This is a genomic window from Micromonospora sp. CNZ303 (genome assembly GCF_004345505.1).
This window is the reverse complement of sequence record NZ_SLVT01000011.1, coordinates 218,914-241,065: the sequence shown is the minus strand read 5'-3', so window position 1 is coordinate 241,065 and position 22,152 is coordinate 218,914. Positions and strand designations below refer to the sequence as shown.

22 protein-coding genes and 1 other RNA gene are annotated in these 22,152 nt (G+C 72.9%); 12 read left to right on the top strand and 11 right to left on the bottom strand.

The window, feature by feature from the left end:
- Nucleotides 1-167 precede the first annotated feature (167 nt).
- The 3 genes from EV374_RS19410 (at nt 168) to EV374_RS19400 (ending at nt 3,558) form a co-directional block, all read left to right on the top strand.
- Nucleotides 168-1,928: an NAD+ synthase gene (locus EV374_RS19410; protein ID WP_132237318.1), complete on the top strand. Its 1,761-nt coding sequence runs from the start codon at nt 168-170 to the stop codon at nt 1,926-1,928.
- Between the two features lie 135 nt (nt 1,929-2,063).
- Nucleotides 2,064-2,909, top strand: coding sequence for a 3-methyl-2-oxobutanoate hydroxymethyltransferase (gene panB, locus EV374_RS19405; protein ID WP_132237316.1), 846 nt, complete (start codon nt 2,064-2,066; stop codon nt 2,907-2,909).
- Between the two features lie 121 nt (nt 2,910-3,030).
- Nucleotides 3,031-3,558: a hypothetical protein gene (locus tag EV374_RS19400; RefSeq protein WP_132237314.1), complete on the top strand. Its 528-nt coding sequence runs from the start codon at nt 3,031-3,033 to the stop codon at nt 3,556-3,558.
- Between the two features lie 73 nt (nt 3,559-3,631).
- Here EV374_RS19400 and npdG read toward each other — a convergent pair whose 3' ends face one another.
- The gene (npdG, locus tag EV374_RS19395; protein ID WP_132237312.1) at nt 3,632-4,330 is read right to left on the bottom strand and encodes an NADPH-dependent F420 reductase; all 699 of its coding nucleotides are present in this window, start codon (nt 4,328-4,330) and stop codon (nt 3,632-3,634) included.
- Between the two features lie 169 nt (nt 4,331-4,499).
- Nucleotides 4,500-5,933: an RNB domain-containing ribonuclease gene (locus EV374_RS19390; RefSeq protein WP_132237310.1), complete on the bottom strand. Its 1,434-nt coding sequence runs from the start codon at nt 5,931-5,933 to the stop codon at nt 4,500-4,502.
- Nucleotides 5,934-5,958: 25 nt separating this feature from the next.
- Here EV374_RS19390 and EV374_RS32660 point away from each other — a divergent pair, with 25 nt between their 5' ends.
- The 4 genes from EV374_RS32660 to EV374_RS19365 all read left to right on the top strand — a co-directional run bounded on the left by EV374_RS32660 (nt 5,959) and on the right by EV374_RS19365 (nt 9,273).
- A complete protein-coding gene (locus EV374_RS32660) occupies nt 5,959-7,152 on the top strand; it encodes a hypothetical protein (protein WP_165947839.1) in 1,194 nt (397 codons plus the stop codon).
- 324 nt (nt 7,153-7,476) lie between these two features.
- Entirely contained in the window at nt 7,477-7,896 is a 420-nt protein-coding gene (locus EV374_RS19375) for a hypothetical protein (protein WP_132237308.1), read from the top strand.
- A gap of 29 nt (nt 7,897-7,925) precedes the next feature.
- Entirely contained in the window at nt 7,926-8,423 is a 498-nt protein-coding gene (locus tag EV374_RS19370) for an NUDIX hydrolase (protein WP_132237306.1), read from the top strand.
- Entirely contained in the window at nt 8,416-9,273 is an 858-nt protein-coding gene (locus tag EV374_RS19365; protein WP_132237304.1) for a nucleotidyltransferase domain-containing protein, read from the top strand. The genes EV374_RS19370 and EV374_RS19365 overlap by 8 nt, the downstream gene beginning before the upstream one ends.
- A gap of 34 nt (nt 9,274-9,307) precedes the next feature.
- Here the strand turns inward: EV374_RS19365 and EV374_RS19360 are convergent, their stop codons facing one another.
- The 3 genes from EV374_RS19360 to EV374_RS19350 all read right to left on the bottom strand — a co-directional run bounded on the left by EV374_RS19360 (nt 9,308) and on the right by EV374_RS19350 (nt 12,173).
- Nucleotides 9,308-11,395 (bottom strand): amylo-alpha-1,6-glucosidase, encoded by a 2,088-nt coding sequence (locus EV374_RS19360; RefSeq protein WP_486485845.1) that lies wholly within the window; start codon nt 11,393-11,395, stop codon nt 9,308-9,310.
- Nucleotides 11,396-11,399: 4 nt separating this feature from the next.
- Nucleotides 11,400-11,762: an SCP2 sterol-binding domain-containing protein gene (locus EV374_RS19355; protein WP_132237302.1), complete on the bottom strand. Its 363-nt coding sequence runs from the start codon at nt 11,760-11,762 to the stop codon at nt 11,400-11,402.
- Between the two features lie 150 nt (nt 11,763-11,912).
- Nucleotides 11,913-12,173, bottom strand: coding sequence for a hypothetical protein (locus EV374_RS19350; RefSeq protein WP_132237300.1), 261 nt, complete (start codon nt 12,171-12,173; stop codon nt 11,913-11,915).
- A gap of 307 nt (nt 12,174-12,480) precedes the next feature.
- Between EV374_RS19350 and EV374_RS19345 the strand changes: the two genes are divergently transcribed.
- A complete protein-coding gene (locus EV374_RS19345) occupies nt 12,481-13,284 on the top strand; it encodes a DUF4304 domain-containing protein (RefSeq protein WP_132237298.1) in 804 nt (267 codons plus the stop codon).
- 248 nt (nt 13,285-13,532) lie between these two features.
- Here the strand turns inward: EV374_RS19345 and EV374_RS19340 are convergent, their stop codons facing one another.
- Nucleotides 13,533-14,582, bottom strand: coding sequence for an aldo/keto reductase (locus EV374_RS19340; protein WP_132237296.1), 1,050 nt, complete (start codon nt 14,580-14,582; stop codon nt 13,533-13,535).
- A 111-nt stretch (nt 14,583-14,693) separates the two neighbouring features.
- Here EV374_RS19340 and EV374_RS19335 point away from each other — a divergent pair, with 111 nt between their 5' ends.
- From EV374_RS19335 to EV374_RS19325, 3 genes are all read left to right on the top strand, one after another.
- On the top strand, nt 14,694-15,113 hold the full coding sequence (locus EV374_RS19335; RefSeq protein WP_132237294.1) for a MerR family transcriptional regulator: 420 nt from the start codon (nt 14,694-14,696) through the stop codon (nt 15,111-15,113).
- A gap of 378 nt (nt 15,114-15,491) precedes the next feature.
- Nucleotides 15,492-15,776, top strand: a complete 285-nt coding sequence (locus tag EV374_RS19330; protein ID WP_132237292.1) for a DUF6881 domain-containing protein — start codon at nt 15,492-15,494, stop codon at nt 15,774-15,776.
- Nucleotides 15,777-16,011: 235 nt separating this feature from the next.
- Complete coding sequence (locus EV374_RS19325) at nt 16,012-16,575, top strand: dihydrofolate reductase family protein (RefSeq protein ID WP_132237290.1); 564 nt, start codon at nt 16,012-16,014, stop codon at nt 16,573-16,575.
- Nucleotides 16,576-16,847: 272 nt separating this feature from the next.
- Here EV374_RS19325 and rnpB read toward each other — a convergent pair.
- Nucleotides 16,848-17,265, bottom strand: an RNA gene (rnpB, locus tag EV374_RS19320) — RNase P RNA component class A.
- 103 nt (nt 17,266-17,368) lie between these two features.
- Between rnpB and EV374_RS19315 the strand changes: the two genes are divergently transcribed.
- The gene (locus tag EV374_RS19315) at nt 17,369-18,130 is read left to right on the top strand and encodes a sulfite exporter TauE/SafE family protein (protein ID WP_132237288.1); all 762 of its coding nucleotides are present in this window, start codon (nt 17,369-17,371) and stop codon (nt 18,128-18,130) included.
- A gap of 76 nt (nt 18,131-18,206) precedes the next feature.
- Here the strand turns inward: EV374_RS19315 and EV374_RS19310 are convergent, their stop codons facing one another.
- From EV374_RS19310 to EV374_RS19295, 4 genes are all read right to left on the bottom strand, one after another.
- A complete protein-coding gene (locus EV374_RS19310; protein WP_132237286.1) occupies nt 18,207-18,749 on the bottom strand; it encodes a hypothetical protein in 543 nt (180 codons plus the stop codon).
- An 84-nt stretch (nt 18,750-18,833) separates the two neighbouring features.
- Complete coding sequence (mctP, locus tag EV374_RS19305; protein ID WP_132237284.1) at nt 18,834-20,489, bottom strand: monocarboxylate uptake permease MctP; 1,656 nt, start codon at nt 20,487-20,489, stop codon at nt 18,834-18,836.
- The gene (locus tag EV374_RS19300; RefSeq protein WP_132237282.1) at nt 20,489-20,770 is read right to left on the bottom strand and encodes a DUF3311 domain-containing protein; all 282 of its coding nucleotides are present in this window, start codon (nt 20,768-20,770) and stop codon (nt 20,489-20,491) included. The genes mctP and EV374_RS19300 overlap by 1 nt, the downstream gene beginning before the upstream one ends.
- A gap of 160 nt (nt 20,771-20,930) precedes the next feature.
- On the bottom strand, nt 20,931-22,151 hold the full coding sequence (locus tag EV374_RS19295) for a bifunctional RNase H/acid phosphatase (RefSeq protein ID WP_132237280.1): 1,221 nt from the start codon (nt 22,149-22,151) through the stop codon (nt 20,931-20,933).
- Nucleotide 22,152 lies beyond the last annotated feature (1 nt).

Here is a 22,152-nt window from a genome sequence, read left to right as displayed (position 1 = left end):
TGCGCACCTGCGACCGGGGTCGACCCGGCCTGACCGACCAGTCTCCACCGGCCTCGTTACGCCGACGTTACGCGACCGGCCGGCCGGCGTCCCGCCCTGTCCCGCGGCTCCCGTCGTCCCGCCCCGCCCCGCGTGTCGGGTCCGCACGGCTGGGGCAAGATGAGGACATGCCCACCCTGCGTCTCGCCCTGTGCCAGGTCAACCCGACCGTCGGCGACCTCGCCGGCAACTCCGGCCTGGTCCGTGACTGGACCCGTCGGGCCGCCGACACCGGCGCCCAGATCGTCGCGTTCCCGGAGATGATGCTGACCGGCTACCCGGTCGAGGACCTGGTCTTCCGCCGGTCCTTCGTCGCCGCGTCGAAGGCCGCGCTGGAACGCCTCGCCGCCGATCTCGACGCCGACGGGCTGGGCGCCCTGCCGGTGCTGGTCGGCTATCTGGACGCCGACGGCCCGCCGCAGGTCAGCGGCGACGCCGAGCCCGGTCACGGTGCCCGCAACGCGGCGGCCCTGCTGCACCACGGTCGGATCGTCGCCACCTACTTCAAGCACCACCTGCCCAACTACGGCGTCTTCGACGAGGACCGCTACTTCGTCTCCGGCGACGCGCTGAGCGTCGTCCGCGTCGGCGGGGTGGACGTGGCGCTGACCATCTGCGAGGACCTGTGGCAGGCCGGCGGTCCGTTCGCCGCCGCCCGCCAGGCCGGGGTCGGCCTGGTCCTCTGCGTCAACGGCTCGCCGTACGAGCTGAACAAGGACGACGTCCGGCTGCCGCTGGTCCGCCGCCGGGCCGCCGAGGCCGGGGCGACGATCGCGTACGTCAACATGGTCGGCGGCCAGGACGAGCTGGTCTTCGAGGGCGACTCGATGATCGTGGCCGCCGACGGCGACCTGCTGGCGCGGGCCCCGCAGTTCGTCGAGCACCTGCTGGTGCACGACGTGGAGCTGCCCGCCGCCGGCGAGCCGGCCGCCCCGGAGCAGGAGCTGGCGGACGGGATGCGGGTGGTGCGGACGGAGGCCGGGGACATCCCGCCGGCGCCCGCCGGCCCCGCCGCCACGGGCGGGATCATCGCACCCGTGGCCGACGAGGCCGAGGTGTGGCAGGCGCTCGTGCTGGGCCTGCGCGACTACGTCAACAAGAACCGGTTCCCCTCGGTGGTGCTGGGCCTCTCCGGCGGCATCGACTCGGCGGTGGTGGCCGCGCTGGCCGTCGACGCGCTCGGGCCCGACCGGGTGGTCGGCGTCTCGCTGCCCAGCCAGCACTCCTCCGAGCACAGCCGGGAGGACGCGGCCGACCTGGCGAAGCGCACCGGGCTGGACTACCGGGTCGAGCCGATCCAGCCGATGGTGGACACCTTCCTGGCGAACATGTCGCTCTCCGGGGTCTCCGTGGAGAACCTCCAGGCGCGCGTACGCGGGGTGATCCTGATGGCGCTGTCGAACCAGGAGGGGCACCTGGTGCTGACCACCGGCAACAAGAGCGAGCTGGCGGTCGGCTACTCCACCCTCTACGGCGACTCGGTCGGCGGCTTCAACCCGGTCAAGGACGTCTGGAAGACGCTGGTCTGGCGGCTGGCGAAGTGGCGCAACGCCGACGCCGCCCGCCGGGGCGAGACCCCGCCCATCCCGGAGAACTCCATCGGCAAGCCGCCGAGCGCCGAGCTGAGCCCGGGCCAGCTCGACAGCGACACGCTGCCCGACTACGACGTGCTGGACCCGATCCTGATCGGCTACGTCGACGGCGATCTGGGCCGCGACGGGCTGGTCGCGTCCGGCCACGACCCGGCCGTCGTCGACCGGGTGCTGCGGATGGTGGATACCGCCGAGTACAAGCGCCGCCAGTCCGCGCCGGGCGCGAAGATCTCGATGAAGGCCTTCGGGCGGGACCGGCGGCTGCCGATCACGAACCGGTGGCGCGAGGACGGCTGAGCCGGGTCGCTCCCGGGCCGGCGGCAGCCCGGGAGTGACATCCTCCACTGCGCTCTGCCGCCGGCCGGTCGTCGGGTGCGACGATCGCGGCGGAACCCGGGGACCGCGCACGCGGCCTCGAGGAAGGAGACAGTCATGGTGGAGTCCACCCCGTCCGAGGTGACCGCCCTCTACGGCGGCCCGGCCACCCGGCGGGTACGCACCCGCGACCTGATCGCCGCCAAGGAGCGCGGCGAGCGGTGGCCGATGCTCACCTCGTACGACCAGTACACCGCCTCGATCTTCGACCAGGCCGGCATCCCGGTGCTGCTGGTCGGCGACTCGGCGGCCAACAACGTCTTCGGCTACGAGACGACGGTGCCGGTGACCGCCGATGAACTGCTCCCGCTGGTCCGCGCGGTGGTCCGGGCGACCCGGCACGCGCTGGTCGTCGGCGACCTGCCGTTCGGCTCCTACGAGGAGGGCCCCACGCAGGCGCTGCGTACCGCCGTGCGGTTCATGAAGGAGGGCGGCTGCCACGCGGTGAAGCTGGAGGGCGGCCGGCGCTGCGCGGCGCAGATCGCCGCCATCACCGGCGCCGGCATCCCGGTGATGGCACACATCGGCTTCACCCCGCAGAGCGAGCACGCCATCGGCGGCTACCGGGTGCAGGGGCGCGGCGACACGGCCGACGACGTGATCGCCGACGCCCGGGCGGTGGCCGAGGCGGGAGCCTTCGCCGTGGTGCTGGAGATGGTGCCGGGGCAGGTGGCCAAGCGGATCACGGCGGAGCTGCCGATCCCGACCGTGGGCATCGGCGCGGGTGCGGACACCGACGCCCAGGTGCTGGTCTGGCAGGACATGGCCGGCCTGCGTACCGGCAGGGCGCCGCGCTTCGTGAAGCGCTACGCCGACCTGGCGGGCGCCCTGACCGACGCGACCCGACGCTTCGCCGACGAGGTCCGTGGCGGCGACTTCCCCGCCGAGGAACACACCTTCTGACACCGGCCGGCCGCCTCCCGCCCGGACGTCGCAGGACCGGCGTCCGGGCGGGAGGTGGTACGCGGCACCGGCGCCCAAGGCCCCTCCCCGCCCCGTCCGCCTCATGGCCGACAATCGTCCGGTGTTCGACTTTGGCATCCCCGGCTACCGGCCGACCTGGTTGCACGGGCGGCCCGACCTCGAGACGGCGCACGGCGCCCGGCTCGCCGCGCTGGCCGGCCGTACGCTCACTCGCGTCTGGCTGGTCTGGGATCTGGACGAGGACGAGTGGTTCGCGGACTGTCCGGTGCTGCTGGACTTCGCCGGCGAGCAGGTGGAGGTCAACCACCAGAAGTTCGACGATCTCTCGATCACCTGGAACTCGGTCTCCCCGGGCGGCACGCTCGCCTGGCCCACCTCCGACGGCTTCCGGCTGGCCTGGCGTGCCGAGCCGCTGCCTGGGTTGGCCGCCCTGCCGGGCCGCCGGTTGCGCGAGGTCGCGCTGTTGGAGTGGTGGGGCGGGACGGGCGACCTGGCCAACGGCAGCATCGCACTCGGCTTCGCGTTCGCCGACACCGATTTGGTCGTCTACAACGGCCTCGACGAGAACGCCCTCACCGTCGGTCCTCCGCACCCCCACTACCGCCGCCACCCGCTCGGACGCGGGTAGAGATCTTGGTAGGAGCAGGCCCCTGGAGGGGCCGTTTCCTACCAAGGTCTGAAGCGGCGGACGCGGCCGGCCGTCAGAGGTCGGTGACGCGGATGCCGGCGTGCGCCTTGTAGCGCTTGTTGATGGCGATCAGGTTGGCGGTGAACGCCTCGATCTGGTGGGCGTTGCGTAGCCGGCCGGCGTAGATGCCGCGCATGCCGGGGATCCGGGCGGCCAGCGCGGCGACCACGCCGACCAGCTCGCGGTCCTCGGTGCAGATCAGCACGTCGAGGTCGATCCGCTCGATCTCCGGGTCCGCCAGCAGCGGGGCGCTGACGTGGTTGAACGCGGCGCAGACCCGGGAGTCGGGCAGCAGTGCGGCGGCCTGCTGCACGGCGCTGCCCTCGGCGACCGTGAGGGCGTACGGGCCCTGCTTGTCGAAGCCCAGCGGGTTCACGCAGTCGACGACGATCTTGCCGGCGAGCGGCTCGGCGAGCGCGGCGACGGTGGCGGCGTGCCCGTCCCACGGCACCGCGATGATGACCACGTCGCTGCGCCGGGCCACCTCCTCGTTGCCGCCGCCGGCCACCGGTGCCCCGGCGGGCACGCCGGACAGGGCAGCGATCTCCTCGGCGGACTGGACGGCCCGCTCGGCGGTACGGGACCCGATCAGCACGGACTGGCCGGCCCGGGCGAACCGGTAGGCGAGACCCCTCCCCTGGTCGCCCGTGCCGCCGATGATGCCGACGGTCAGCCCGGACACGTCGGGCAGCGTGCTCGCGTCGTAAGCCATGCCGCCATCCTCGCAAACCCGCAGGCCGGCGGCACCGGCGGGCGCTGTGACAATCCCCGCTGCCGCCGACGGTGCCGGGGCATCCGCCGGCGGGACCCGACCGGCCCGGCGTCACCGCGCGGGGCGACCGAGCCAGCGGATCGAGACGGCCGGCGGGCGGGCCGGCGGATCAGGCCAGTTCGAAGGCCACCGCGCGGGTGGCGGGGTCGGCGGTGACCAGGCGGACCCGCACCCGCTCGCCGAGCGGCAGCTCGCCGAGGCAACGGGCGCGCACCGGCGGTTCGTCCAGCGCCACGGTGCCGCCGGGCCGACGGCCCGGGCGGGCCTTGCCGTCCGGGGCCGCGTCGACGTCCAGCACCGCCGCGTCGAAGGTCTCCCCCACCCGGTGCTCCAGCAGCACCGCCTCGGCCAGCTCGATCGCGCCCCGGGTGGCCGCCGAGGCGGTCCGGTCGGTCGTGGCCATCACCTCGGGCAGCCGGGGCAGCGCCGCGCGGGCCCAGTCGGGCACCGCACGGCCCTCGTGCAGGGCCAGGCAGACCTCCGTGGCGTACCTGTCGGCCAGTCGCCGCAGCGGCGCCGTGACGTGGGCGTACGCGGCCGCGACCCCGCCGTGCTCCCGCTGCTCGGGCGGCGCGCCGTCGAACGCCGTGTACGCCGCGCCCCGCATCAGCTCGGCGGCCTGGTCAATGAAGGCGGCGGCCCGGGGCTGCGACGGGTCCAGCCCGGCGATCACCTCGCCGGGGCCGGCGCCGTCCGGCCAGTGCACGCCCAGCGGGGCGGCGGCGGCCCGCAGCCGCGCCACCGCCTCGGGCTTCGGCGCCGGCATCGTACGCAGCAGGCCGATGCCACCGGCGAGCATGATGTCGGCGGCGGCCATCCCGGTCAGCAGCGAGATCTGGGCGTTGTGCTCCTCCATCGGCACCGGCCCGCGCAGCACCAGCCGCCAGCCGTCGCCGTCGGCCTCCACGTCCTGCTCGGGCAGCGGCAGGTTGATCGCTCCCCGGCGCAGCCCGCGCGCGGTGAGCAGGGTTCCGATCTCGGGCAGCAGGGCGATGGCATCGGCTAGCCGGCCGGCGTCGGCGTCCGCCTGGACGCCGACGTAGTCCAGCTTGGCCCGGCTGCGCACCAGCGCGCGTTCGAGCGTGACCCCGACGGTGCCGCCGTCGGCGTCCAGGTCGATCGTCCACAGCACGGCGGCCCGGTCGACGTCCGGCAGGAGGCTGGCCGCGCCCTCGCTGAGGGCCTCGGGGTGCAACGGCACGGTGCCGTCGGGCAGGTAGACGGTCTGCCCGCGCCGCCAGGTCTCCTCCTCCAGCGCCCCACCGGGGCGGACGTGCGCGGCGACGTCGGCGATCGCGTACGACACCCGGTAGCCGCCACCGGGGCGGCGGGCGAGGTGCATAGCCTGGTCCAGGTCGCGCGAACCGGCGGGGTCCACGGTGACGAACGGGACGTCGGTGCGGTCGGCGGCGGGCCGGGGCGGCGCGGCCGCCGCGGCGTCGGCCTCGCGCTGTGCCTCGGCCGGGAACCCCTCGGGCAGCCCCAGTTCGCGGCGCAGCGCGCCGAAGTCGATGCGGGGTGCGAGTACGCGTCGGATCACCACGGGGTCAATCCTGACAGTGTGGCGGATGATCCGCTTCCCGGCGAGCGCCGATCGTCCGCGTCGCGGTCAGCCGGTCGCCCTGCGCGCGCTCGCCCGTACGCCCCGGGGAGCGGTGGCCCGGGCCGCCGCCGTCGGGGCAGGCGCCTTGCGGGCGGTGACCTTCTTGGCCGGCGCCTTGGCGACGGTCGTCTTCTTCGCCGGCGCCTTGGCGACGGTCGTCTTCTTCGCTGGCGCCCGGGCGACGGTCGTCCTCTTCGCCGCCGCCTTGCGGGTGGTGGCCGAGGACGTCGCGGTGGCCTTGTTGGCGGGGGCCTTCGTCGCGGCGGCCTTGCGGGCGCCGCCGGTGGGCCGGGTCGCGGCCGTCTTCCTCGCCGCCGTCGTCTTCGTGGCCGGCACCGTCTTCTTCGCCGCCGTCGTCTTCCTGGCCGGCGTCGTCTTTCTGGCGGTGGCCTTCTTCGCCGGGGCCTTCGCCGCCGTCGTGGTCTTCTTCGCCGCCGAGGTGGTGCTCTTCCTCGCCGCCGTCGTGGTCTTCTTCGCCGCCGAGGTGACCTTGCGGGCGGGGGCGGTGCCGCTGGCGGTGGTCTTCTTCGCCGGCGCGGTGGCCTTCCTCGCCGTGGTGGCGGCCTTCGTCGCCGCCTGCCGGGCTGGCGTCTTCGCCGAGGTCGTCTTCTTCGCCGCCGTGCTCCTGGCCGCCGCCGTCCGCTTCGCCGCGGCGGGCGCCTTCTTCGCGGCGGTGACGGTCGTCTTCTTCGCCGCGGCCGTCGTTCTCTTCGCCGCGGTGGCGACCCTGGACGCCGCCTTCCTCGCGGGAGCCTTCGCGGCGGGGGCCTTCTTCGCGGCGGAGGCCTTCGCGGCGGTGGTCTTCTTCGCCGGGGCCCGTCCCGCGCCGCCGGTCGCCTTGCTGGCCGGTGCCCTCTTCGCCGCCGTGGACGTGGCCGACGGGCGCGCGGTCCGCGCCGTGCCCGCGGTCCGTTCCGCCGCGGCGGTCTTCCTGGCGGTCGTACGTCTGGCGGCCGGGCGGGTGGTGGCCTGCTCTGCTTCGGCCATCTCGGTTCCCTTCCTGGGGACGTGCTCTCGCCCTCGCGGAGCACCACGTGCCTCGGCGCGGGCCGTCCCGCGCCGTCTATCTGTCCTCCCCGGCCCAGCGGGCGTCCTCGGCCTCCCACGCGTCGTTGCGCTCCCGCACCGTCTGCAGGGCGTTCTCCGCGTCGGCGGCTGAGGCGTACGGCCCCAGAACGTGCCTGGCGGGGCACACGTCGGCGTCGGTCTCGACCCGGTGGTGCCGGGTGCACCAGTAGAAGTGCCCACCGCTTCCGCTGTCGCTCATGGGATCACTGTGCACCGCGAACCACCCGGCCGCCACCGGAACACCACAAGTCGCCGACGTTCTCCACAGTAGACGTGCTCCCGCCGGCAAGGGCTGGAACTGCGAAAACAGGGCCACTCGGGGGTACGGCGCCCACCCCGTCGGCCCGCCACGGGGCAGCCGCAGGGCGGGCCCGTGGCGCACAATCGCCCCGTGCGACACGGGGGTGGGACATCGGTGTGGCCGCGGCGCGTACTGGCGGTGGCGGCGCCGGCGATCGTGCTGGCGGTGGTCGGGGCGGCCACCGGGCTGCCGCTGCTGCGGGACCGGTCACAGCAGCGGCTGGAGCGACGGGCCGAGCGGGAGGTGACCGCCACCGCGCAGCTCGCCCGCGCGCGGTTGCTCGCCGAACCGGCGGCCGGGGAGTCGACGCTGCGGCGGGCCGCCGACGCGGTGGACGGGGTCGAGGTGCTGACCGTACGCAGCGACGGGCCCCGCGCGGAGGCGACCGTACGGCTGGTCTTCCGCGTCCGGGTCACCAAGACGGCGGCCTCCGTCTTCGGCTGGCAGCGGGCCGACTCGGCCGCGTGCTTCGCGCTGGCCGTGCCCTCCGACGCCGGTCCCGTCGCCCTCGAACGGCTGTCGTGCCCCGACTGACGGGACGGCAGGCGGGTTAGGGTCGCCGCATGGGCGTTCCGGACCACATCCTGCGGCTGCGCGAGCGCGTCGGCCACGACCTGCTCCTGCTGCCGAGCGTGAGCGCGGTGGTGCGCAACGACGCCGGCGAGCTGCTGCTCGGCAGGCGCGCCGACGACGGGCGTTGGTCAGTGGTCAGCGGCATCGTCGAGCCGGGCGAGCAGCCGGCCACGGCGGTGGTCCGCGAGGTGCGGGAGGAGACGGGCCTGGAGGTCGAGCTGGTCCGCCTGAGCAGCGTCGTGTCGCACCCGCACACCTACCCCAACGGCGACCGCTGCGAGTTCTTCAACCTCGGCTTCCACTGCCGGCTGGTCGCCGGCACCGCCCGGGTCAACGACGACGAGTCGGTGGCCGTGGAGTGGTTCCCGCCGGACCGGCTGCCCGCGCTCGACCGGCACGCCCGGCTGACCGTCGCGCACGCCCTCGGCCCCGAGGCGGGCGCGTGGTTCCTGCCCGCCGGGACGGCCTGGGCCGAGTCCGGTGACTGAGCTCGACCCGCCCCTGCGCCGCTACCTCGCCGACCTGGTCGCCGCCGCCCGCGACGTGCTCGGCGACGACCTCGTCGGGGCGTACGCGGCCGGCTCGGTCGGGCTGGGCGCGTACCAGCCGGGGCGCAGCGACGTCGATGTCGCGCTGGTCTGCGCCGACGCCCTCGACCTCGGGCGCCGGCAGGAGCTGGTGGCGCGGCTGCGGCACGAGGCGCTGCCGTGCCCCGCGCGCGGGCTGGAGCTGGTCGTGTACCGCCGCGCGGTCGCCCGCTCCGGCACGCCGGAACCCGGGTTCGAGGTCGAGCTGAACACCGGGGCGCGGATGCCGTTCCGGGCGACGTGGGCCGCCGCCGACCGCCCCGCCGGGGACGGCCTGTTCTGGTACGGCCTGGACCGCAGCATCCTGCACCAGTGCGGGTACGCCCTGCTCGGGCCGCCGGCCGCCGAGGCCTTCGCCGACCTCTCCCCCGCCGACCTGCGCCGCCTGCTGACCGACGCGCTGCGCTGGTGGCTGGCCCTGCCGACCCCGCCCGGCGACGGTCCCACCCCGGGGGCCGAGGACGCGGTGCTCGGCGCCTGCCGCTCCCTGGTCAAGGTCCGGCACGGCGTCTGGCTGTCGAAGGTCGACGCCGGCCGCCGGCTGGCCGCCGACGGCCGGCGGGCCGACCCGACCGACGACGGCGCGGCTGCCCGCCGCCTGATCGGCGGTGGGGCCGCCGGCCACGCGACCGGCGGCGCGGCTGCCGACCTGATCGAACGGTCGATCGCGGCGCGGGCCGGCGGGCCGCCGCCGAGCGGTCCCGAGGCCCGCGCCTTCCAGCATGGTGTGCTGGACGAGATCAGCCGGTGACGGGCTCCACCGGGATCCAGGGTTCGGCTGCGGCTCAGGCAGGGCCCGGGTCGGATCCGCCGCCGTTGGCTCGCGGCCGGTCGAAGCGGTGCCGGGCGAACGCGTCCACCCTGCCCCAGCGGCCCGGGATGTCCAGCAGTGCGAGCCGGTCGAAGCCGGGAGGCAGTGCCGGGTCCACGGCGAGATGGTCCTCGTGCGGTTCGATGCCGAGCATGATCCGGATGAGCAGCAGGGACGCTCCGCTGGACCATGCCTGTGGGCTGCCGGCGGTGGGGTACCGGACCGGGTACCGCGTGGTGTGCCGGTCGAACCCGCCGAAGGCTTCGGGAAGCCGGCCCTGGAAGTAGGTGGCCGCGTCGATGATGCCCTCGGCGATGCGTCCCGCCTCGGCGGCGAATCCGTAGCGGCGCAGGCCCCAGGCGATGAACGAGTTGTCGAAGGGCCAGACGGTGCCACGGTGGTATCCGAGCGGGTTGTAGCGGCCCTGCCCCTCGGCGAGGGTCCGCACTCCCCAGCCGGAGAAGAGCGCCGGTCCCAGCAGGTGCTCGGCGACCCGCGCGGCCCGTTCCGGGGGCACGATCCCGCTCCACAGCAGGTGCCCGATGTTGGAGGAGAGGCTGTCGACGGGAGTGCCGTCGCCGTCGAGGGCGAGCGCGTAGTAACCCCGGTCGTCGAGCCAGAAGTCCCGGTTGAAGCGCTCGTACAGCGCCGCCGCCTCGCTTTCCAGCCGGTCCGCGTAGGCCGGGTCGTTCCAGAACGTACGGGCCAGCCGCGCCGCCCGGATCTTGGCGTCGTAGGCGTAGCCCTGGGCCTCGCAGGTGGCCCTGGGGAAGCCCGGCAGCCGGCCGTCGGCGTAGGAGATGCTGTCCCAGGAGTCCTTCCAGCACTGGTTCTCCAGCCCGGTGACCCGGTTGCGTCGCTCATACCAGAGGTAGCCGGTGGACGTCAGGTCGGCGTACTGGTCGATCCACGCCAGGGCCGCCCGGGCCTCCTGCTCCAGCTCCATCACCAGCGCCGTGTCGCCGCTCCACCGTTCGTACTCGTCGAGCAGCACCACGAACAGCGGCGAGGCGTCCACGGTGCCGTAGTACGGCGAGTGCGGCTGCTCCTCGAACGCGGCCGACTCGCCGTAGCGCAGCTCGTGCAGGATCCGACCGGGGTCCTCCTCCAGGACGTTGTCGGTCCGGGCGCCCTGCAACGACGCCAGGATCCGCAGCGTCGGCGGGGTCAGCGACGGGGTGAAGGGCAGGGTCTGCAGGCAGGTCAGCAGGCTGTCCCGACCGAACAGGGTCATGAACCAGGGCAACCCGGCCGCCGGCACGGTCGCGCCGCTGAGCGAGAGCGGAGCGAAGCGCAGCGCCGCCAGGTCCACCAGGCTGCGGTGGTACACCTCTTGCAGTGCGTCGCTGTCGGTGTCGAGCTTCGGGGCCTCCGCGACCCACTCCCGTACGCTCGTCGGCAGCGTGGCGGCGTCCGGACGCAGCGCGCGCACGGGGGCGCGGAGGTCGACACCGTCCGGACGCAGCGCCCGCATGACCACCCGCAGTTCCGTCGACCACCGGGCGCCGGGCGGCAGCCGCAGCGTGAAGCGGAGCCCGTCCCGGTCGAAGTCGGCGGGCTCACTCGCCGATACGGACACCTCGCGCTGGAACGTGCCGCGCCGGTAGCCCAGGCGCAACTCGTCCGGACCGACGTGGGTGTAGTGACTGCCGGCCTTCTGGCGGATGTCGAACTTGATGTCGAAGATGTCGGCGAAGTCGGCCGCCACCTCCAGTCGCACGTCGAGGTCCATCTCCTTCTCGCCGTAGTTGAACACCGTCAGCGACTCGGTGAGATCCGGCCCGATCCGCCGCCGCCGGATCGCCGACACGTCGGCCTCCACGTAGTCGGTCTGCCCGCCCGGCACCACGAAGAACGCGGCCTCGTAGTACTGGCTGTCGTCCACCGACAGCGCGGTCAGCCGCTCGCCGTTGACGGTGAGCACCCATCGGGACAGGAAACGCGAGTCGGCGGCGAACAGGCCGACCGGGGTCGCGGGTGAGGACTCCACGTCACCGCTGGAATCCGAGACGATGAAGGTGCTGCCGTCGATGCACGACACGGTGCCCGGGATGTCCTTCATCGGGTCACTCCCCGCGGCCGGAGGCGGCCTGCTGCCGAGCGGCGGGGGGCACCGGGAACAGCCGCCCGACCCGCATCGCCAACGCGAGGTTCCCGTCGACCATGATCTCGCCCCGGGCGATCCCGGCCAGGCCGTTCATCTCACCCCGCGTCATCGCCTCCGCGACATCGGCGGAGACCGTGATGACCGTGTCCGCCGGGCTGTCGCCCTGCGTCACCTTCATGCTTCCGTGGTCGATGTCCAGCAGCCACTGCTCCACCCGGTCCCCCTCCCGGATGTCGAACCGGACGGTGCCGCGGACCTTGCACAACCGTGGATCGTGACCGACGTCGGCCAACTGCTCGAAGAAGGTGCTGGTCGTCGTCATACGACCTCCCCGCCGCTTGTCAGGAGCCCTCGCCGACTACCCGTCGGACGGGGGCGCTAACGCTCCCAGCGGCGCCTTGGTCGGCGACGCGGCCACGCCGCCGGCGGGCGCCCGCCGGCACGGGCGCCCGCGCCGGACGGGATGAGGGGCTCAGCGGTCGCCGCACCAGGCGCGGGCCGACGCGGTACGGACCAGGAGCCCGCTGACCGACAGCGCCAGCACCGCCAGCAGCCCGCCCGCCGCCGTCGCGATGAGGGCCGGGTCGACCGGGGTCGTGATCAGGGATCCGAGGCGCGGCCCGAAGAGCAGCATGATGCCGGCTGCGACCAGGAACGCGACGGCGACCGGCGCGGCGAAGCCGCGTACCACCCGCCACGCCGTCGGGCCGCCGTGCCAGAGCCCCCGGAGCACGGCTGCGGTCGCCGCAGGCCAGAGCGAGCCAGTTGCCCGCGCCGCCGACCTCGCCGAGCAGCGCCACACCCACGGTGGGGGTGTACGCCCACCAGGACGCGAGCAGCAACATGCTGACGACCATCGAGGTAGCGGTCTGCTGGCAGCGGTCCGGGAATTGGCAGCGCCTCGTCACCCCCGGCTGCAGGCCGGGCGGACGCAGTCGGGCTGACGTGTCCGCATCTGGCTTGGCCGAGCATTCGCGCACTAGAACGATGCGCACACGGCCAGGCCGACGCAGGAGGTCGAGCCATCTGACCCGGACGTTGTGGCCTTCGACCTGACCCGGGCTGCACGGCAGGGTCAGGCCGGCGGTGACGACGTCGTGGTACTGGGGCAGTCCTTCGGCGAGCTAGCGGAGTCGGGGCAGATCGCCGGATCGAAGCTGCGTCGGCGCGCTGCACCGACTCCGGTGGACGACCGTACCGTCAAGGTCATGGCGGAACTCGACGTGGTGATACGCGGCCTGCTGCATGACATCGGCGTGACCTTGCATCCACGGGGCTTTCGCAGCTCCGGTGCGGTGTGGCGACTGACTACGCCCGAGGGTGTCGCCGTCATTCACAAACAGCCGTCGGAGCGGTCCCGGCCCACCGCGAAAATGTTCTACATCGATACCGCAGCGGCCCCGAAGGAGTGGTGGGAGTGGATGGCGTGGAGGACCGGGCAGACCCGACCGATGAACAAAGCGAGCGAGATCTACAGCATCGGCCTCATGGAACGCCGGGTGCCGTGCCCCCACCCCGCCGCCAGTGACCGCGAGCGCTGGCAGGTGACAGCCGACACCGATGTGGATCGGCTGCGCGCCGATCTCCTCACAGGCGTGACGCGGGCAGCGGATCGGCTGGTCGAACTGCTGCAGCCAGGCCGCTACCTGGCCGAGCTGAGCGCACTGCCCAACAAGCAGATCGGCCATTGGCCACCACTGGTCATCCTGCTCTCCGGGCGAGGACCGTCACCGGAACTGGATGCTGCCTGCGCCGGATTACGCGAGGCTTTCGCCGAGCGGCCCCGGGCGGCCGGATACGTCGACGAACTCATCGGCTGGGCGCATGCCCGCGCCTCGCGCTGAGCGCTGGGGCGCGGCTCCAAGATGGGACGGGCCCACAGCCGCGCAACGCGGCCGTGGACCCGTGTTCCCCGCCACCGTCGCTGGCCCGGCAGACCCTGCGTGAGCAGCCGCAGCACCTCCTCGTAGCCGTGACCGTCACGATCCGAGCGATCGCTCTTCCCGGCAGTGCCGGGCGCCTGCCGGGGTGTCACCCGCGATCACGTGACGTGACACGCGGATCGCGGCCTGTGCGGACAGGGGCCTGCGCGTCAGGCGGCTGCGCGGTCGGCAACCGGGCGACGGCGCAGCGCCGGGTCGGTCAGCGCCGGCGGACGCCAGGCCCCGTCGGCCTGGTACAGGTTGGTGCCCGGCGGGATGATCTCGTCGATCCGGTCCAGCACGGCGTCGTCCAGGGTGAGCTCGGCGCCCTTCAGCGCGGCGTCGAGCTGTTCCATGGTGCGTGGCCCGATGATCACCGAGGTGACCCCGGGATGCGCCGCCGGGAAGGCCAGCGCCAGCTCCGGCAGCGTACAGCCGATCTCCGACGCCAGCTCGACGAGCCGCTCCACCACGTCCAGCTTGCGCACGTTCTCCTCGATCGCGGGATCGAACCGGGCCGGGGTGAGCGCGGCCCGGCCTGTGGACAGGTCCACCGGTCGCCCCTTGCGGTAGCGGCCGGTCAGGAAACCGGAGGCAAGCGGGCTCCAGGTCAGCACGCCCATGCCGTAGCGCTGGGTGACCGGAAGCAGGTCAGTCTCGATTCCCCGGGCGAGCAGCGAGTACGGCGGTTGCTCGGTCCGGAACCGGTGCAGTCCGCGTCGCTCCGCGACGTGGTGCGCCTCGACGATCTGCTCGGCCGGGAAGGTCGAGCAGCCGAAGGCGCGGATCTTTCCCTGGCGTACCAGATCGGTCAGCGCCGATAGTGTCTCTTCGATGTCGGTGGTGGAGTCCGGCCGATGCACCTGGTAAAGGTCGATCCAGTCGGTGCTCAGCCGGCGCAGGCTCTCCTCGACCTCCCGGACGATCCAGCGCCGCGAGTTGCCGCCCCGGTTGCGTCCCTCGCCCATCGGGAAGTGCACCTTGGTGGCGAGCACCACGTCGTCCCGGTGGCCTTGCAGCGCCTTGCCGACGATCGTCTCGGACTCGCCGGCGGAGTACATGTCCGCGGTGTCCACGAAGTTGATCCCCTGGTCAAGAGCGGCGTGGATGATCCGCGCACAATCGTCGTGGTCGGTATTGCCCACGGAGCCGAACATCATGGTGCCGAGGCAGTGGACGCTCACCTCGATGCCGGTACGGCCCAGGACGCGGTAACGCATGGTGGGGCTCCTTTGTGGTCGTCGCGCGCCGGGCGGTCGGCCAGCCGGCTACCCGTGCGAGCACCCTAGGAGCTGGAGCCGACTCTAGGTCAACCCGTTACGCTGGACGGCATGTCCGAAGTCGGCCCGGGCCTGAGCATCGGCGAGGTCGCCGAGCGCACCGGGCTGAGCGTGCACACGCTGCGGTTCTACGAGCGGGAAGGCATCCTGGCCAACCCGGTCCGGCGCGATGCCGGCGGGCGCCGCGTCTACCACAAGGGCGATGTGGACTGGCTCGCCGTCTGCGTCATCCTGCGCGGCTCCGGCATGTCGCTGCCGGAGATCCGGCGCTACACCGAGCTGGTCCGTGCGGGCGGCGGCACCGAGGCGGAGCGGCTGGTGCTGCTGCGGGAGCACCGAGAGCGGGTCCTGGACCAGATGAACCAGCTCCGGAAGTGTCTGGACCTGGTCAACTTCAAGGTCGGGGTGTACGAGGACGCGCTGGACCAACTCGCCGTCCCGTCCGGCACCGGCACCGACGCCGGCCGGTAACCGAACGGCCCGGCCGTGACCGGAACTGTCACGATGGAGATGGCTCATCCCATGTTCGCGACGCCCGTACTCCCCTGACGGACCGGAGCGCCTGGGCGCATTCCGTTGGGGCCCGCTCTTCTGGAGCCACGAGCGGCCGCAGGCTACGCAAATCGGTGCTCTTGACGCCCGAGGGGCTGGGAATCGAGCCGGTGCTCGGGTACGACGTGGAGGCCCGACCGGGTTGTGCTCGTGACCGACGGCTGAGTTTCGGTTGCGCGAGCCGTCTTCCGAACGGCGAGTTCAGCGGGTTGGACGCCCAGGAGCATGGAAACCGGCTTCGCGGTACGGGCGCGGTTGTCGGCAGGTCTGTGCATGCGAGGACCATAGGCTCCCACTATGGCGAGCCGCTTCATCCGCCGGCGCTGGGACGAGTCACGAGGCGACGAATTCGACGATTGGGGACCCTCGGTCTGGTACTTCGAGGTCGCCGAGGACGGCGGGCCCGTACGGCAGATCGAGGCGTACGACAACGGTCCGGTCCTCCGCTACGGGCCCGGACAGGAGGAAGACCAGCACGGCGGCTTGGGGCAGGCGAGCCTTGATGACGCGGACGAGGACTGGAGCCCCTACATGATCACGCGAGACGCGTTCGAGCGTGTCTGGGACTCCGCCGGCGAGTAGGAGCGGGTCTATCGACACCATGGGGCGCTTCGCGGCAGATCCGGATGGCGGGTGCGGTAGGCGATGGTGTCGTTGCGGTTGCCGGGTTGCGGGTCACCGAGGGCACGCATCGCCACCATGGCGCCAAGGAGTCCTGGCATGGTGGTGAACCGACCCTCGGTGTGGCGTGACCGATGATTCTTCCGTGCCGTGCTGGTCTGTACGCCGAGTATCGGCTCACGGGAGGCTGACTACCATGCGAAGACTGACCTTCGGCATGAACCTGAGCCTGGACGGATACATCGCCGCGCCCGGCGACGACCTCGGCTGGAGTGTGCCGAGCGACGAGTTGTTCCAGTGGTGGTCCGACCGGGTGAAGGCGACAGGCACGGCGCTGTACGGGCGCAGACTGTGGGAGACGATGAGTTCCCACTGGCCGACCGTCGACCAGCAGCCGGGTGCCACACCGGCGGAGATCGAGTTCGCCCGCCGCTGGCGGGACATGCCGAAGGTGGTGTTCTCCTCGACGACCAGCACGGTCGACTGGAACACCCGCCTGGTCACCGGCGACGCGGTCACCGAGATCACCCGGCTCAAGGCCGAGGACGGCGGCCCCATGGACATCGCTGGCGCCACACTCGCCGCAGTGGCCATGCGGGACGGGCTGATCGACGAGTACGCGATCGTCACCCATCCGGTCCTGGTAGGTGGCGGCACGCCGTTCTTCGCGGCCCTGGACAAGTGGGTGAACCTGACCCTGGTGGAGACCCGGACGTTCCCTGGCGGCGTGATCCTGACCAGGTACGAGACCAGGCGCTGAGTACCCCAACCTCGGATCGGCCTCGCGATTCTCGTAGCGAATATCCTGGAAGCCGAAGTGGCCCACGTGGAAAGCGCACCGGAGGAGGATCCCTCCTAGCTCTCCTGGACACGGCACACCGAGACGCTGCTGAACCGGTGCCCAGGCCGTGGCCGACCGTCTCAGGCCGTGGCCGACCGTCAAACGCCGCCCAACGCTGACCAAGGTCGACCGACGGCACCAGACAAAAGACCAGCTCAGAGCCTTGATCGTGGCTCTGAGCTGGTGGGCGACGGACGAGTCGACCTGTACGCCGGATTCTGTGACCGGCGCGCGCCCCGAGGGGCTCGCGTCGGCGGCGGCCATCCATCTAGGCCTGCCGTCGCCGGCAGGCTCGAGCGGCCTACCCGCAGACATCGGGCGGGCAGCCCTCAAGCGTCTGCGCCGGGTCGTCATCATGTCTGGTGACGGCCCTTGCTTGGCCTTGCTCCGGGTGGGGTTTACCGAGCCACCCCGGTCACCCGGGGTGCTGGTGGGCTCTTACCCCACCGTTTCACCCTTACCGTCCCCGATGGGGTCGGCGGTCTGTTTTCTGTGGCACTGTCCCGCGGGTCGCCCCGGGTTGCCGTTAGCAACCACCCTGCCCTGTGGAGTCCGGACGTTCCTCGGCGGCGGGCCGGAGCCCGCCGACGCGACCGCCCGGTCGACTCGTCCGTCGCGCATCCATCCTAACGACGCCACGGCCGCGCCTATTGCCGCCCCGGGGCTGTCCGGCACCCGTCCTGGCGGACGCGGGTACTAGCCTCTGGTGACCATGGATGTCTCCGACGCCGCGCTGCTGCTCGCCGCCGGCCTCGCCGCGGGCACGGTCAACGCGGTGGCCGGCGGGGGCTCGCTCATCACCTTTCCGGCGATGATCGCGGTGGGCCTGCCGCCGGTGCCGGCCAACGTGAGCAATTCGGTCGCGGTCTTTCCGGGGTACGTGGCGAGCGTGGCCGGCAGCCGGCAGGACCTGCCGCCCCGGCGGGTGCTGGCCACGCTGGTGCCCACCACGATCGTCGGCACGATCGCCGGCGCCCTGCTGCTGCTGGCCACCCCGGCCCGGGCGTTCGAGCTGGTGGTGCCCTTCCTGGTGCTCGGGGCGACGGCGGTGCTGGCGTTCCAGGATCCGCTGCGCCGGCTCGTCGGGCATCCGCGCGACCTGGCGCCGCGCCGCCGTACGGTCACCGTGCAGGCCATGGTCGCCGTCGGCGCGGTGTACGGCGGCTACTTCGGCGCGGCCCTCGGGGTGATGCTGGTCGCGGGCCTGGCCCTGGTGCTGGACGCCACGCTGGCGCGGGTGAGCGCGCTGAAGAACCTGCTCTCCGCCCTGGTCGGGTTGACCACGCTCGTGGTGTTCGCGCTGTTCGGGCCGGTGAACTGGGCGGCCGTGGCGGTGGTCGCGCCGGCGACGCTGGTCGGCGGGTACGCCGGTGCGCGGCTGGTGCGCCGGCTGCCGCCGGTGGTGCTCAAGGTGCTGATCGTGGTCTTCGGCACGTCGATCGGGCTCTACCTGCTCTGGCGCGCGCTGCGCTGAGCCTCGGCGACAGGTGCCCGACCGGGAGGCTGGACAGGTGACCGGTCGGCCGGGCGAAGGACGCACGCCCGGGCGGCTAGTGGTCGTGGAGCGTGAAGAAGAGCGTCCGGTGCTCGACGTCCAGGAAGGCGGTCCGCCACCGCGTGGCCGGGGTCGCCTCGTCGTACGCCCGGCTGTGCAGCCACCGGGGCGCGGCCGGCAGGAACGGCGCGAGAGCGGGCCACGCGTCCGCCGGGCTGCCGGAGTGGGGAGCCGGGACAGCGGGTGCGTACGGCACGAAGTCGTACCGCTGCGCCAGCGTCCGCGCGTCCGCCGGACGCAGCCGGACCACGCCCTGGTACGCCCAGTCCACCGGGCCCGGCGCGCGGCCGCACGGGTCGCCCGACGAGCGCAACTGCCAGCGGATCTCCGGGTAGTCGCCGAGGTCGGGCAGTTGCTCGGGCGGAGCCCACCGGTCGGTGCGCACCTTCGCCTCCTCGGCGCGCACCGACTCCCGGCACTCGGGCGTGTCGCCCGGGTCGTTGTCGACGGCCCGGATCGCGGCCCCCACGCACCCGACGACCGCCAGCAGCAGCGCGGCGGAGCCGCCGAGGACGGCCACCAGCGCGCGTCTCGTCATGGTCGTCAGCGTACGAAGGGCGTCCACCCCGCCGCGTCGCCCCCGGCCGCAGGGGGCCGGGGGCGACGCGGTCCCGGGAGTGGCTCAGGCGACCGGTTCCGGGGCGGCGTCGGCGTCCCGGTGCGGGCCGGGCACGACGCGCGGGTCGCCCTCGTCGGCGAAGTAGTCGTCCGACGTGGTGCCGTCGCCGCCGTCGCGCACCTTCGCCGCCCGCAGCACCACCGTGAGCAGCGCCGCGACCGCGAGGTTGACCAGTACCGCCACGATCCCGACGTAGATCGTCTTCGGGGTGTCGAAGCCGAAGTCGGCCAGCGGGAACGCCGAGCCGCCGAAGTGCTTGCGGCCGGTCGCGGCGTTCGGGATCTGGTAGAGCATCCACATGCCCAGTCCCATGCCCGCGATCCAGCCGCCGATCAGCGCCCCCCGGTGGAACCAGCGGGTGTAGAGGCCCAGCGCCACCGCCGGCAGCGTCTGGAGGATGATCACGCCGCCGATGAGCTGGAGGTCGATGGAGAACTGCGGGTCGAGGAAGACGATGCAGGCCACCGCGCCGACCTTCACCACCAGCGAGGTGATCTTGGAAACGTTCGCCTCCTGCGCGGGGCTGGCGTCCCGCTTCAGGTACTCCTTGTAGATGTTGCGGGTGAACAGGTTCGCCGCCGCGATCGACATGATCGCCGCCGGCACCAGCGCGCCGATGCCGATGGCCGCGTACGCGACGCCGGCGAACCAGTCGGGGAACTGCTGGTCGAACAGGACCGGCACCACCGTGTTGCTGTCGACGGTGCCCTCCTTCGAGCCGGGCAGCGGCTTCACCCCGGCCGCGATGGCCATGAAGCCGAGCAGCGCGATCAGCCCGAGCAGCAGGCTGTACGCGGGCAGCGCCGACATGTTCCGCTTGATCACGTCGCGGTTCCGGCTGGCCAGCACGCCCGTGATGCTGTGCGGGTAGAGGAACAGCGCCAGCGCCGAGCCGAACGCCAGCGTGACGTACTGGAGCTGGTTGTTGGCGTTGAGCAGCACTCCGTCGTTGGGGTTCGGCGACGCGTCGAACTTCGCGTCGGCGGCGTCGAAGATCTCGCCCCAGCCGCCCAGCTTGTACGGCAGGTAGAGCACCGCCACCAGGATCACGATGTAGATCAGCGTGTCCTTGACGAACGCGATCAGCGCCGGCGCGCGCAGCCCCGACTGGTAGGTGTACGCGGCCAGGATCGCGAAGGCGACGATGATCGGCAGGTGCCGGGCCAGCGTGCTCTCGCCGGTCACCCCCATGGTCTTGAGCACCGCCTCGATGCCGACCAGTTGCAGCGCGATGTACGGCATCGTCGCCACGATGCCGGTGATCGCGATGAGCAGCGCCAGCACCGGCGAGTCGAACCGCTTGCGGACGAAGTCCGCCGGGGTGACGAAGCCGTGCCGGTGCGAGACCGACCAGAGCCGGCACAGCACCAGGAACACCAGCGGGTAGATGACGATGGTGTAGGGGACGGCGAAGAAGCCGGCCGCGCCGGCACCGAACATCAGCGCCGGCACCGCCACGAAGGTGTACGCGGTGTACAGGTCACCGCCCACCAGGAACCAGGTGATCCAGCCGCCGAAGTTGCGCCCGCCCAGCCCCCACTCGTCGAGGTGGGCCATGTCCTTCGGGGCCCGCCACCGGGCCGCCACGAATCCCATTCCGCTGACCAGCAGGAAGAGCACCGAGAAGACGATGATCTCGGTGAGGTGGTCGCGCCACATCAGCGATCACCCGCCGCCGTGTCGCCGGGCGCGTCCGACGGCGTGCCGGCCCGCTTCTTCGTCATCTGGTACACCAGCGTGGTGGTGGCCACGCCGAGCAGGATGTAGACGAGCTGGAGCCAGTAGAAGCGCGGGAAGCCGAGGAACCGGGGCGAGTCGGCGTTGAAGAAGACCGGGATCAGGGGCACCACGATGGGGATGAAGAGCAACCAGTTCCAGGGGCTGTGGTCCTTCGCCCTGGAGCGCGCCGCTGTCGGCGCCTCCGGTTCGGGTGCGGCCATTACGACAAACCTCCGCGAGTCGTAGATCGACACTGATGACGGCCGGAGGCTACGACTCTGTGACCGGGGTCACGTTCTACAGGAGGAGATTGCTGCGCCGAACGGCGGACGGCGTGCGCCGAACGGCGAACCGGAGCGGCCGGACGACCGGCCGCCCGGCTCAGATCCCGGCGAGGTGCGCGGTGTCGTTGACCGTACGGACGGCGACGCCGCCGTCGGGCCACGTGTCGAGCACCGAGATGCCGGCCGCGTCCAGGAAGAGCCGGTGCAGGAAGCCGTCGCCGGCCGCGAGGGCGTCGCGCAGCACCAGCTTGATCGGCGAGACGTGCGAGACCACCACCACGGTCTCCCCCGGGTACGCCCGGCACAGCCCGTCGACCACGCGACGGCAGCGCTCGGCGACGTCGACGAACGACTCGCCGCCCGGCGGGGCCACCCGGGTCGAGGCCAGCCAGGCGTCCATCTCGCCCGGCCACTCCTGGCGGACCTCGGCGAACGTGCGCCCCTCCCAGGCCCCGAAGTCGCACTCGATCAGGTCGTCCTCGCGGCGCACCGGCACGCCGCCGAGCGCACCGGCGATCGCCTCGGCGGTCGCCGTACACCGGGACAGGGGTGAGCTGACCACGGCCGCGACGGTCGGGGCCAGCGCGGCCACCCGGGCGGCCGTGGCCCGGACCTGGGCCCGGCCGCGCTCGGAGAGCGGCACGTCGCCACGGCCGGAGTAGCGGCGCTGTTCGGTGAAGGCCGTCTCGCCGTGCCGGACGAGGATGAGCCGGGTGGCGGTGAAGCTCGGCCGCGGCTCCCAGGAGGCGGGCGCGGTGGCCGGGTCGGTGCCGGTGCTCGTCGCCGACGCGGCGCGGGCGGCCACCTCCCGGGCCTTCGCGCGGGCCGGCGAGTCGGGACCGGCGACCTCGCGCGGCGGCTCCACGACGCGCGGCGGCGCGACGGCGGCCCGGGTCGGCGCCTTGCCGGCGGCGGCGTCCATGGCGGCGTTGGCGAGGGCGTCGGCGTGCCGGTTGCGTTCCCGGGGAATCCAGTGGAACCGCACGGCGGCGAAGCGGTTGACCAGCCCGGCGGCCTGCGCGGCGAGCGGACGCAGCCCGGGGTGCTTGATCTGCCAGCGGCCGCACATCTGCTCGACCACCAGCTTCGAGTCCATCCTGGCCTCGACCTCGGCGGCGCCCAGCTCGGCGGCGGCCTCCAGCCCAGCGATCAGCCCCCGGTACTCGGCGACGTTGTTGGTGGCGACGCCGATCGACTCGCCCCGCTCGGCCAGCACCTCACCGGTGTCCGCGTCGCGGACCACCGCGCCGTAGCCGGCCGGGCCGGGGTTGCCCCGGGATCCGCCGTCGGCCTCGACGACGACCACGCGCGGCGCCACG

What these genes read in the sequence shown, in the direction of transcription:
- EV374_RS19360 (WP_486485845.1), bottom strand. Translation starts at nt 11,395, where the DNA reads ATGAAGGACATCCCGGGCACCGTGTCGTGCATCGACGGCAGCACCTTC.
- npdG (WP_132237312.1), bottom strand. Translation starts at nt 4,330, where the DNA reads ATGGCTTACGACGCGAGCACGCTGCCCGACGTGTCCGGGCTGACCGTC.
- EV374_RS32660 (WP_165947839.1), top strand. Translation starts at nt 5,959, where the DNA reads ATGATCCGCTTCCCGGCGAGCGCCGATCGTCCGCGTCGCGGTCAGCCG.
- EV374_RS19340 (WP_132237296.1), bottom strand. Translation starts at nt 14,582, where the DNA reads ATGCGTTACCGCGTCCTGGGCCGTACCGGCATCGAGGTGAGCGTCCAC.
- EV374_RS19325 (WP_132237290.1), top strand. Translation starts at nt 16,012, where the DNA reads ATGCGAAGACTGACCTTCGGCATGAACCTGAGCCTGGACGGATACATC.
- EV374_RS19410 (WP_132237318.1), top strand. Translation starts at nt 168, where the DNA reads ATGCCCACCCTGCGTCTCGCCCTGTGCCAGGTCAACCCGACCGTCGGC.
- EV374_RS19335 (WP_132237294.1), top strand. Translation starts at nt 14,694, where the DNA reads ATGTCCGAAGTCGGCCCGGGCCTGAGCATCGGCGAGGTCGCCGAGCGC.
- mctP (WP_132237284.1), bottom strand. Translation starts at nt 20,489, where the DNA reads ATGTGGCGCGACCACCTCACCGAGATCATCGTCTTCTCGGTGCTCTTC.
- EV374_RS19370 (WP_132237306.1), top strand. Translation starts at nt 7,926, where the DNA reads ATGGGCGTTCCGGACCACATCCTGCGGCTGCGCGAGCGCGTCGGCCAC.
- panB (WP_132237316.1), top strand. Translation starts at nt 2,064, where the DNA reads ATGGTGGAGTCCACCCCGTCCGAGGTGACCGCCCTCTACGGCGGCCCG.
- EV374_RS19330 (WP_132237292.1), top strand. Translation starts at nt 15,492, where the DNA reads ATGGCGAGCCGCTTCATCCGCCGGCGCTGGGACGAGTCACGAGGCGAC.
- EV374_RS19300 (WP_132237282.1), bottom strand. Translation starts at nt 20,770, where the DNA reads ATGGCCGCACCCGAACCGGAGGCGCCGACAGCGGCGCGCTCCAGGGCG.
- EV374_RS19315 (WP_132237288.1), top strand. Translation starts at nt 17,369, where the DNA reads ATGGATGTCTCCGACGCCGCGCTGCTGCTCGCCGCCGGCCTCGCCGCG.
- EV374_RS19355 (WP_132237302.1), bottom strand. Translation starts at nt 11,762, where the DNA reads ATGACGACGACCAGCACCTTCTTCGAGCAGTTGGCCGACGTCGGTCAC.
- EV374_RS19310 (WP_132237286.1), bottom strand. Translation starts at nt 18,749, where the DNA reads ATGACGAGACGCGCGCTGGTGGCCGTCCTCGGCGGCTCCGCCGCGCTG.